General features: G+C 65.0%; 11 protein-coding genes. 3 read left to right on the top strand and 8 right to left on the bottom strand.

The window, feature by feature from the left end:
• Positions 1–133: 133 nt before the first annotated feature.
• The 8 genes from galU to cmk form a co-directional block, all read right to left on the bottom strand.
• The gene (galU, locus tag CXG43_RS00985) at positions 134–1,018 is read right to left on the bottom strand and encodes a UTP--glucose-1-phosphate uridylyltransferase GalU (protein ID WP_101098333.1); all 885 of its coding nucleotides are present in this window, start codon (positions 1,016–1,018) and stop codon (positions 134–136) included.
• A gap of 3 nt (positions 1,019–1,021) precedes the next feature.
• On the bottom strand, positions 1,022–2,926 hold the full coding sequence (locus CXG43_RS00990) for a nucleoside-diphosphate sugar epimerase/dehydratase (protein WP_101098334.1): 1,905 nt from the start codon (positions 2,924–2,926) through the stop codon (positions 1,022–1,024).
• Positions 2,927–2,941: 15 nt separating this feature from the next.
• Positions 2,942–3,922 carry a glycosyltransferase family 4 protein gene (locus CXG43_RS00995; RefSeq protein WP_101098335.1) on the bottom strand — a complete coding sequence of 327 codons (981 nt, stop codon included), beginning with the start codon at positions 3,920–3,922 and terminating at the stop codon, positions 2,942–2,944.
• A gap of 3 nt (positions 3,923–3,925) precedes the next feature.
• Complete coding sequence (gene lapB / locus CXG43_RS01000) at positions 3,926–5,104, bottom strand: lipopolysaccharide assembly protein LapB (RefSeq protein ID WP_042615400.1); 1,179 nt, start codon at positions 5,102–5,104, stop codon at positions 3,926–3,928.
• 6 nt (positions 5,105–5,110) lie between these two features.
• Positions 5,111–5,392, bottom strand: coding sequence for a lipopolysaccharide assembly protein LapA domain-containing protein (locus CXG43_RS01005; RefSeq protein ID WP_101098336.1), 282 nt, complete (start codon positions 5,390–5,392; stop codon positions 5,111–5,113).
• Positions 5,393–5,467: 75 nt separating this feature from the next.
• Positions 5,468–5,773, bottom strand: a complete 306-nt coding sequence (locus CXG43_RS01010; protein ID WP_042615402.1) for an integration host factor subunit beta — start codon at positions 5,771–5,773, stop codon at positions 5,468–5,470.
• 87 nt (positions 5,774–5,860) lie between these two features.
• Positions 5,861–7,543: a 30S ribosomal protein S1 gene (rpsA, locus tag CXG43_RS01015; protein ID WP_042615403.1), complete on the bottom strand. Its 1,683-nt coding sequence runs from the start codon at positions 7,541–7,543 to the stop codon at positions 5,861–5,863.
• A 212-nt stretch (positions 7,544–7,755) separates the two neighbouring features.
• Complete coding sequence (cmk, locus tag CXG43_RS01020; protein ID WP_101098337.1) at positions 7,756–8,433, bottom strand: (d)CMP kinase; 678 nt, start codon at positions 8,431–8,433, stop codon at positions 7,756–7,758.
• A 209-nt stretch (positions 8,434–8,642) separates the two neighbouring features.
• Here cmk and ykgO point away from each other — a divergent pair, with 209 nt between their 5' ends.
• The 3 genes from ykgO to CXG43_RS01035 all read left to right on the top strand — a co-directional run bounded on the left by ykgO (position 8,643) and on the right by CXG43_RS01035 (position 10,313).
• Positions 8,643–8,768, top strand: coding sequence for a type B 50S ribosomal protein L36 (ykgO, locus tag CXG43_RS01025; protein ID WP_005409283.1), 126 nt, complete (start codon positions 8,643–8,645; stop codon positions 8,766–8,768).
• A gap of 129 nt (positions 8,769–8,897) precedes the next feature.
• A complete protein-coding gene (locus CXG43_RS01030; RefSeq protein WP_101098338.1) occupies positions 8,898–9,227 on the top strand; it encodes a hypothetical protein in 330 nt (109 codons plus the stop codon).
• A gap of 42 nt (positions 9,228–9,269) precedes the next feature.
• Positions 9,270–10,313, top strand: a complete 1,044-nt coding sequence (locus CXG43_RS01035) for an agmatine deiminase family protein (RefSeq protein ID WP_101098339.1) — start codon at positions 9,270–9,272, stop codon at positions 10,311–10,313.
• The last annotated feature ends 538 nt before the right edge of the window (positions 10,314–10,851 follow it).

Raw genomic sequence — 10,851 nt, forward strand, 5'->3', positions numbered from 1 at the left:
CGCGTAGGGCCGTCGGCGGCGTCAGATGTGTCTAAGGGACAGGCTCTGGCCGTCCCCCGACCAGCCCCACCGCCCGGCCCACCCCCAGCAGCGGCTTCAGAGCCAGCCACGAGGGGCCCAGCCGTTCGCCGGATCAATCCTCTTCGGCAAGCATTTCCTGCAGCTTCTGCCGCGCCGGCTTGGCCAGCTTCTTGCTGTTCAATGCGAACCGGATGGTGGCTTCCACCAGGCCCAGGTGCGTGCCGCAATCGAAGCGACGGCCTTCAAAACGATAGGCGTCCACCGGCTCGGTCTTGAGCAGTTCGGCAATGGCGTCGGTCAGCTGGATCTCGCCGCCAGCACCGGTGCCGGTCGATTCGAGCAGCTCGAAGATCTTCGGGCTCAGGACATAGCGGCCGACCACGGCCAGGTCGCTCGGCGCGTCTTCCGGCTTGGGCTTTTCCACGATCGCCGAGATCCGGCCATGGCTGCCGTCGAACGTTTCGGTTGCCACGATGCCGTAGCTGGCGGTCTGCTCGTGCGGCACGTCTTCCACCGCGATGACGCTGGCGCCGGTGGCCTCATTCAGGTCGGCCATCTGCTTGAGCGCGCTGTCGCCACGGTTGTAGATCAGGTCATCCGGCAGCAGCACCGCGAAGGGCTCATCGCCGATGATCTCCTTCGCACACAACACGGCATGGCCGAGACCCAGCGCTTCGGCCTGGGTCACGAATACCGCGCGCACACCGTTGGGCAGCACGTGGCGGACCAGCTCAAGCTGTTCGGTCTTGCCGGCGCGCTCGAGCTTCTGTTCCAGCTCGTAGGCCTTGTCGAAATAGTCGGCAACGGCGTGCTTGTAGCGGTTGGTGATGAAGATCAGGGTGTCACAGCCGGCTTCGATGGCCTCGTCGACCGCGTACTGGATGAGCGGGCGATCAATGATCGGCAGCATTTCCTTCGGAACCGTCTTGGTTGCCGGCAAAAAGCGCGTCCCTAGCCCTGCCACTGGAAAAACTGCCTTTCTGATTCGCTTGCTCATCGATTACCTGTTGGCCTCACGCGCGGGGAAGGGCACTACGTTAGCGGATGGGATGTAAGCATCCTGTTGAAGCGGATCGAACTCCGGCATCGTCGCGAACAGAATCTGCTGGATCGCGTCGATATCGTAGGTCGCGATGGCATCGCGCAGCTTCGGTACGTTGCCCAGCACCAGATCGCGCGAGAACGTGCGCACACCGGCTTCCAGCACTTTCGGGTGCGAAGTGGGCCGGTAATCCTCATCGGAATAGAACAGCGTCTCGTGCAGCTTCTCGCCGGGGCGCAGGCCGGTATAGATGATCGCGATGTCCTTGTACGGCTGCTTGCCGGCAAGCCGGATCATCTGTTCGGCCAGCACCCGGATCGGCACCGGCTCGCCCATGTCCAAGGTGTAGATGGCGCCGTGCGAGGCCGACGCGGCCGCCTGCAGGATCAGCTGGCAGGCCTCGGGAATGGTCATGAAATAGCGGGTGACTTCCGGGTCGGTCACCGTCACCGGCCCGCCCTTCATGATCTGGTCGCGGAACACCGGCACCACGCTGCCGGCCGAGGCCAGCACGTTGCCGAAGCGGACGGTCACGAAACGGGTATGCGTGGACTTCTGGTCCAGGCTCTGGCAGATCATCTCCGCATAGCGCTTGCTGGCGCCCAGCGAGTTGACCGGGTCGACGGCCTTGTCGGTGGAGATGAACACGAAATGTTCGACCCTGGCCTCCATGCAGGCCCGGGCGACGTTCTCGGTGGCCAGGATGTTGTTTCGCACCGCTTCGCGCAGCTGACGCTCCAGCACCGGCACCTGCTTGTAGGCGGCCGCGTGGAAAGCCGCTTCGATGCGATGCAGCGACAGCGCGTGGCGGATCACCGCCGGATCGCCACAGTCGCCCAGCACCGCCTCCACTTCGATATCCGGGAAGCTGCGGCGCAGCTCGGCTTCGATGGTCAACAGCAGCAGCTCGCTCATTTCCAGCAGGACGATGCGCCCTGCCCCGTGGCGGGCACACTGCCGGCACAGCTCCGAACCGATCGAGCCGCCCGCGCCGGTGACCAGCACCGTACGGCCACCCAGCCAATTGCGGATCAGCGACCAGTCCGGCTGGATCGGCTTGCGGCCGAGCAGGTCTTCGATCGCCACTTCCTTCAACTGCCCCGGCAGCGACTGGCCCTGCAGGATGTCGCTGAGCTTGGGCACTGTACGGAAGGGCACGCCGGTGCTTTCGCACAGGCCGACCACACGCTGCATGCCGACCGCATCCAGCGAGGGAATGGCGATGACGATCAGCTTGGCGGAGGTTTCGCGGGCCACGGCGGCGGTGTCGTCCAGCGTGCCCAGGATCGGCAGGCCCTGCAACTTGGCGCCCTGCAGGTGCGGGGCGTCGTCCAGCAGGCCGACCGGGTCGAACTCGCCTGAACGGCGCAGGTCACGCACCAGCGCCTCGGCAGCCTGGCCTGCACCGAGGATCAGCACGCGCCGGCCGCTGGTATCGGACTGCACGGCCTGGTAATCCTTCCAGGCGCGGTACAGCAGGCGCGGAGCGCCCAGCAGGGCCGACAGCGCGAACGGGTAGATGACCAGCACCGACATCGGAACGCCATCGAAGCGCTTCCACATCAGGGTCAGGACGATCGCCACCAGGCCGATGAAACTGGCCTTGAAGATGTTGATCAGGTCGGCAACGCTGGCAAAGCGCCACAGCCCGCGATACAGCCCGACGCGCCAGAACACCAGCGCCTGGATGCCCAGCACCAGCGAGGTGTCGACATTCCAGAGCGGCAACGCAGGCGCCTCGGGCAGGATGGAATAGCGGCCGGCATGCAGCAGCTGCCAGCAGGCCCACACCATGAACAGGTCATGGACGACGATGGCCGCGCGGGGCACCAACGCGATTATTCGATTCCACCGAGCTGACATGACCAGGTTAAACCCTCAATAGTTGCGCAGGCGAACACGCATGACAGCCCACAGACAGGCCAACAGCGCGCCCCAGGCCAATGCCAGGCCCGCCTGTTGCAGCGGCGCCAGCCGAACCGAGAGCGCCAGTACCGCCGCGCCGACGAGGCCGAGCAGAATATACACGCCAGTCACCTGTGTGTGGCTCCAGCCTGCCTTCACCGCGCGCTGGTAGACATGCTGCGTATGGGGTTCCATCCAGCGCTGCCCCGAGAGCATGCGGGATGACAGCGTGAAGCCCGCGTCCACGATGAAGGCTGACAACGGTATCAGCAGCGCCAACCAGTGAATGCTGGTGACCACGCTGGCCAGCCCCGCCAAGGCCGCCATCAGGTACCCCAGCGCGCCGCTGCCGACGTCACCCATGAAAATGCGTGCGCGCGGAAAGTTGAACGGCAGGAAGCCAAGGCAACCCGCCGCGACCACCACCGCCAGCAGCGCGAACGGCATCGGCATCACCGCGGCCAGGCTCAGCGCACCGACAAGCGCATAGCCGCTGGCGATGCCGTTGATGCCGTCCATGAAGTTCCACAGGTTCACCAGCGCGGTCGCCACCAGGAACAGCAGCACGGCCTGCAGCGCATTGCCGGTCGCCTGCCAGACCAGCCCCGCCAGCAGGACCGACGCCAGCATGTGGACCAGCAGCCGGCGCACGGCCGGCAGCGGGCGGTGATCGTCCCACCAGCCTATTCCGGCCACCAGCACCAGGCCAGCGGCGAATATCGCCAAGTGCGCTGCGGCGGCCGGGTACAGCAACGCGCCCGCAGCGAGGCCGACCAGCGCGGTCACCACGATGGCGATCCCACCGCCGCGCGGCGTCGCCACGTGGTGGCTGCGGCGCTCGCCCGGGTGATCCAGCAGCTGCCGCCGCAGTGCGTAGCGACGCGCCAGCCAGGTCAGCACGGCCGACACCAGCGCCAGCGCCAGCAGCGCCAGCCACGGTTGGATGTCCCGCATCGCTTACAGCACCGCGTAGTTCAGCAGCGGCTTGACCGTTCCCCATTCCTTGCAGCTGGGGCATTGCCAGTGATGGGTGCGCGCACCAAAGCCGCAACGCGTGCAGCGATAGGCCGGGTTGCGCACCAGCAACTGGTCGGTGATGTGCTTGAGGTCATGCAGGGTCGCAGTGGGATCGGCGCCTTCGGCCAGGGTGAGGTCGATCAGCGCCGACTCGCCACGTACCGAAGGGCGGTCCTTCAGCTGCCGGCCCAGATAGGCACGGGCCGGCGAAATGCCCTCTTGTTCTTCCATCAGGCGCGTCAGTGCCAGCACCGGGGCGATGCCGCGGTAGTGCTCGGTCATTTCCGACAGGAAGCTGCGGGCGCCGCCCATGTCACCGACCTTGCGGTAGTTCTGCATCAGCGGCTGCAGCACTTCGGGCAGGTATTCCGGATCATTGCGTGCGGCGCGCTCGAAGGCACGCACGGCGGCTTCGGCATTGCCCGCGTCGGTTTCCAGCCTGCCTTCGATGATGCCGGCACGCACCGACATCGCATCGGCCTGGTAGGCGCGCGCGATGGCCGCCCTCGCCTCTTCGACGTTGCCGGCACCACGATGGCGTTCGGCCAGTTCACATTCAAACTGTCCCACCAGTTTGCCCATCGGCTCGCCGGTTACTTCCTCGAAGCGCAGGGCGTTGTCGATCGCTTTTTCCCAGTCGCGCTCGGCCTGGTAGATGCCGATCAGGTGCTTGAGCGCCTGCGGGGCGCGCTGGTCGATCTGCGCCAGCTCGCTGAACACCGTTTCGGCGCGGTCCAGCAGGCCTGACTTCATGTAGTCCTCGCCGAGCGCCAGCAGCGCCTGTACACGCTGGGCATCACTCAGGTCGGTACGGTTGACCAGCCCCTGGTGCAGGCGGATGGCGCGGTCGACCTCGCCACGACGGCGGAACAGATGGCCCAGCGCGACCTGGGTCTCGAAGGTTTCCTTGTCCAGCTCGGCGATGTGCAGGAACAGCTCGATCGCCTTGTCCGGCTGCTCGTTGAGCAGGTAGTTCAGGCCACGGAAATAGGTGCTGGACAGGCGGCTGACCTGGTTGTCCCCATGCCGCTGCCCGCCGCGACGGCCGATCACCCAGCCGGCGACGGCGGCCAGCGGTACGCAGAGAAAGAACCAGAAATACTGGGAAACGAATTCCATGCGTGATCAGCGTCCGGCAAAAGGAGGATTGGGGGTCGCCGCCGGGGTCACCAGCGCGGCCTTGTTGGCGCGGCGCAGCTGGGCATAGAGCGGAACGACCACGCTCACCAGCACCAGGCCGGCACCGACCACGACCCCGACCAGCAATGCGGCGATCATCGCCACGCCAACCGAGGTATGCAATTGGGTAAATACAAGATTGATCGACATCTCGGTCATGTTGACCGCGCCGATGATGAGTCCAAGGACCAGAACGGCCAGCAGGACCAGCAAACGGAAAACCTTCATGCGACAGCTCCAGTCATGCCCGGCCTGTAGCTTATCCGACCCGGCGGGGGGATCGCACGCGCAACGTCACTGCCGTCAGGCAGGATCAGCGTCCTGCGGAACCACGTCGCTGACGCGCTCGCGCAGCTCCTTGCCCGGTTTGAAATGCGGTACATGCTTGCCCGGCAGGGCGACCGACTCCCCCGTCTTGGGGTTGCGGCCCAGTCGCGGCGGGCGGTAATGCAGGGAAAAACTGCCGAAACCACGGATCTCGATCCGGTCACCGGCCGACAACGAACCACCCATCATTTCCAGCAACGACTTGACCGCCAGATCGACATCATCGGCCTTCAGGTGCGCCTGCCGGCGCGCGAGGATTTCGATCAGTTCGGATTTGGTCATTGCAGGCTCTGCTTGGGGGGCTCCAACCCTGAAACGGCCCGGACAAATGTCCGGGCCGTCCAGGAAACTACGACAGCGTAAGGCCGATTACTCGGACTTGTTGCCGCCCAGCTGTGCACGCAGCAGCGCGCCGAGCTGGGTCATGCCACCCGAAGCGGCGGACTGGTAGTCCTCCAGCACTTCGCGCATTTCGGCATCGTCCTTCGCCTTGATCGACAGCTGCAGGGTGCGGCCCTTGCGGTCCATGCCCACGAACTTGGCTTCGATCTTGTCGCCAACCTTCAGGTGCTGGGTTGCATCGTCGACGCGGTCGGCGGAGATATCGCGGGCAGCCACATAGCCCTCGATGCCGTCGGCCAGTTCGATGATGGCGCCCTTGGCGTCAACTTCCTTGACCACACCTTCGATCTTCGAACCCTTCGGGTTCACGGCCATGAACTGGCCGAACGGGTCCTGCTCCAGCTGCTTGACGCCCAGGCTGATGCGCTCGCGTTCCGGATCGACGGCCAGGACGACGGCGTCCAGGTTGTCGCCCTTCTTGAAGTTGCGCACGATGTCTTCGCCAGTGGTCGCCCAGCTGATGTCGGACAGGTGGACCAGGCCGTCGATGCCGCCGTCCAGGCCGATGAAGATGCCGAAGTCGGTGATCGACTTGATCTGGCCCGACACCTTGTCACCCTTCTTGTGGGTGGCAGCGAAGGTTTCCCACGGATTGGCGGCAACCTGCTTCATGCCCAGCGAGATGCGGCGACGCTCTTCGTCACAATCCAGCACCATCACTTCGACTTCGTCACCCACCTGCACAACCTTGGACGGGTTGACGTTCTTGTTGGTCCAATCCATCTCGGACACGTGCACCAGGCCTTCCACGCCCGGCTCGATCTCGACGAACGCGCCGTAATCGGTCACGTTGGAGACCTTGCCGAAGACGCGGCTGTTGGCCGGGTAACGACGCGAGATGTTATCCCACGGATCTTCGCCCAGCTGCTTCAGGCCCAGCGAAACGCGGTTGCGCTCGCGGTCGAACTTCAGCACGCGCACGTCCAGCTCGTCGCCGACATTCACGACTTCGGACGGATGGCGCACGCGCTTCCATGCCATGTCGGTGATGTGCAGCAGGCCGTCGATACCGCCCAGGTCCACGAACGCGCCGTAGTCGGTCAGGTTCTTGACGACACCCTTCAGGATCGCGCCTTCCTGCAGCTTGTCCATCAGCTGCTCGCGCTCTTCCGAGTGCTCGCTTTCGACGACAGCGCGGCGCGAAACCACGACGTTGTTACGCTTGCGGTCCAGCTTGATGAGCTTGAACTCCAGCTCCTTGCCTTCCAGGTAGGCCGGATCGCGCACGGGGCGCACATCGACCAGGGAACCCGGCAGGAACGCGCGGACATCCTTGATGTCCACGGTGAAACCACCCTTGACCTTGCCGCTGATGCGGCCGGTGATGGTTTCGTTCTTTTCCAACGCTTCTTCCAGCTCGTCCCACACCATCGCGCGCTTGGCTTTCTCGCGCGACAGGACGGTTTCACCGAAGCCGTTCTCGATGGAATCGAGGGCGACCTTGACGATATCGCCTTCGGCGACATCGATCTCGCCAGCGTCGTTACGGAACTGTTCGATCGGCACGATGCCTTCGGACTTCAGCCCGGCGTTGATCACCACGACATCGCCGCGGACTTCCACGACGGTACCGCTGACGATCGAGCCCGGCTTCAGCTTGGCCAGATTGGCCTGGCTGGCTTCAAACAGTTCGGCAAAAGATTCGGTCATTAGATTTACTCTGTTGATCACATGGGTCAGCGGCTTCCATCAAGGAGTCCGTCTGCCCGCCTGTTGGTCGACCCCGGAAAAGCAGGCCGTGTGTGAAGTGGTTAAACCGCCACGCATCATTGCGCGGCGGAGCATTTACTACCTTGCAGTACGGATCGCCTCGCGGCGGCGACAACCGCCACGAACGCTGGCGGTACTCCTGTACGAACGGATCAGGCAGCCGAAACCGGAAGCAGATCCATCACTCGTGCAACGACATCATCGATGCCGATACCAGTGGTATCGATGAGGACGGCATCGTCTGCCGGCTTCAGGGGCGCCACAGTGCGCTGTGCATCACGGGCGTCGCGGCCCATGATCTCGCGCAGGAGGTCATCAAAGTTAACAGAAACCCCTTTGTCATTCAACTGCTTATGCCGGCGCTCGGCGCGCTCCTCTGCGCTGGCGGTCAGGAAAACCTTGAATGGGGCGTCGGCGAAGATGACCGTGCCCATGTCGCGGCCGTCGGCGACCAGGCCTGGCGCCACCCTGAATGCGCGCTGGCGCTCCTTCAGTGCGCTGCGCACCTCCGGAATGGCGGCAATGGCCGAGGCCAGCGCCCCGGTGGTCTCCAGCCGCAGCTCGTCGGTGGCGTCGGTGCCGTTGACCAGCACCCGCATCGCCTCGCCCTGCTCCACGAACTGGACCTTGGTATCAAAGGTGCAGCGCACCAGCGCCGAGGCGTCGGAGGTATCGATGTCGGCCCAGCTTGCCGCCACGCCCACGGCCCGGTACAGCGCACCCGAATCGAGGTAATGCCAGCCCAGCCGGCGGGCTACGATGCGGCTGATGGTACCCTTGCCAGCCCCGGAAGGGCCGTCGATGGTGAGGACGGGAACGAGTGCGGACATGGGGTTTCCAGCGGGTGTGAAGGCCCCATTCTAGCCCCAGCCTGAGCGCCTGCCACGATTGCTCTGTGCAACCACTTGAAACGATGGAGAAAAGCCCGGTAGAATGGCGGGCTTGAACGAGCGTCAACGCAGTATTGTCTCTGGCATATCGCGGCCGCGCTCCATCTGAACACTTACTTTTACACTCAACGTGTACGCCGAGGTATGCCATGAAAGTCCTGTCCTCCCTGAAGTCGGCGAAGGCCCGTCACCGTGACTGCAAGGTCGTGCGTCGTCGTGGCAAGATCTTCGTCATCTGCAAGTCGAACCCGCGTTTCAAGGCGCGCCAGCGCTGAGTCGGCCGGCCTGACGGCCGTCCACGGTTCCTTCGCGGGGCCGGTTTGATGCAGAAAGCCGCCTCCGGGCGGCTTTCTGCTTTGTTTGTGCTGTAATCGCCGTTCTTGACCACTGCGGAGTAGCTCGAGATGAAGCGTTACCTGATGTCCCTGGCCGTGCTGGCCACGCTGGCCGCCGCCACCCCGGCGCTGGCCGACACGCTGCTGATCGACCGTGCCGCCGACAAACCGGCCGGCGCCCTGCCCGTGCGCGGACAGAGCATGCAGCAGGTGCAGAGCCAGTTCGGCTCACCCGCTGAACAGCTCGATGCCCGCGGCGGCCAGAAGCGCCAGTGGCCGACCATCAACCGCTGGGTCTACCCGCAGTTCACCGTCTACTTCGAAAGGCAGAAGGTGATCGACGTGGTGGCCAACAAGGCGGCCCCCAACGAGATCGGTCCCAAGCCACCGATCCGCTGACGAACCCGGCCCGCGCCTGCGCGGGCGCATCCAAGCGAGACCATGAACCAGACCCTTCGTTTTCCTGCCGAATGGGAAGCCCAGAGCGGCATCCTGATTGCCTGGCCGACCGCCGACACCGACTGGGCCGATCGCCTGGGCCAGGTGGAAGAGACCTACATCGCCCTGGTGGCGGCGATCACCCGCTTCCAGCCGGTGCTGATCTGCGTGGCCGACGATGACGTGGAGACCTACGCCGAGATGCGGCTGCGCTCCAACCGCATCGATATGGACCGCGTGCTGTTCGTCACCGCCGCCTACGATGACACCTGGCTGCGCGACTCCGGCCCGATCACCCTGCAGCGCAGGGACGGCGGCTTCCAGCTGCTGGATTTCCGCTTCACCGGCTGGGGCGGCAAGTTCGACGCCACCCTGGACGACCAGCTGGTCGGCGTGCTGGATGCCGCGCGCGTGTTCAACGACGCACCGGTGCGCAGCATTGCCTTCGCGCTTGAGGGCGGTGGCATCGAAACCGATGGCCAGGGCACCCTGCTGACCACCTGGAAGTGCCTGCACGAGCGTCACCCGGACCGCGACCGCGCCAGCCTGTCCGCCGATCTGGCCGAATGGCTGCAGCAGGACCGCGTGCTGTGGCTGGACCACGGCTACCTGGAAGGTGACGACACCGACGCGCACATCGACACGCTGGCGCGCTTCGCCTCGGCCGACAGCATCGTCTACCAGGCCTGCGACGATGCATCTGATTCACACCATGCAGAGCTGCAGGCGATGGGTGCTGAGCTGGCCGCGCTGCGCACCGCCGATGGCCAGCCGTATCGCCTTTTCCCGCTGCCTTGGCCGCAGCCGGTACTGGACGAAGGGCGTCGCCTGGCGGCGTCTTACGCGAACTTCCTGATCGTCAATGGCGCGGTGCTGATGCCGGCCTACGGCGATGTGGCCGACGACGCGGCGCGCGACGTGCTGGCTGCGGCGTTCCCGGACCGGGAGATCGTGCAGGTGCCATGCCGGTCGCTGATCTGGCAGAACGGGAGCCTGCACTGCATCACGATGCAGCTGCCGGCGGGGTTGCTGGCCGCAAACGGCTGAGCCCTTCGTGGCTGGCTGGAAAGCCCCCATCTTGGGGTGAGTCGGGCGGTGGGGCTGGTCGGGGGACGGCAAGGGCCGCTCCTGCGGGCCTCGTTTCGCGCCATCCATGGCGCTCAACGCCCCCGCCCAGCCCCACCGCCCGACCCTCGGACATGTTCCGTGGGCCGCCAGCCACGTAAGAAAGAAATAAAGGCAGGGGCCATAGTCCTTTCGCTGCGCGAAAGGACTATGGCCCCGTTCTATTTCATGGCCTACGTGGAGGGGCGGCGAACGGCTGAGCCCCTCGTGGCTGGCACTGGAAAGCCGCATCTTGGGGTGAGTCGGGCGGTGGGGCTGGTCGGGGGACGGCAGGAGCCGCTCCTGCGGGCCTCGTTTCGCGCCATCCATGGCGCTCAACGCCCCCGCCAACCCACCCCGCCCCGCCAACACGCAGCCCTGCAGCAGTGGCTCTGACTTGCGACAGGAATAACAGCCGCGGCCACAGTCCTTCATTTGCTCTGCAGGACAACGCCCCATCTCTATACAAGCGCCTTATCTG

The sequence above is a fragment of the Stenotrophomonas sp. Bg11-02 genome (assembly GCF_002836635.1).
In the GTDB taxonomy this organism is placed as follows: Bacteria; Pseudomonadota; Gammaproteobacteria; order Xanthomonadales; family Xanthomonadaceae; genus Stenotrophomonas; species Stenotrophomonas lacuserhaii.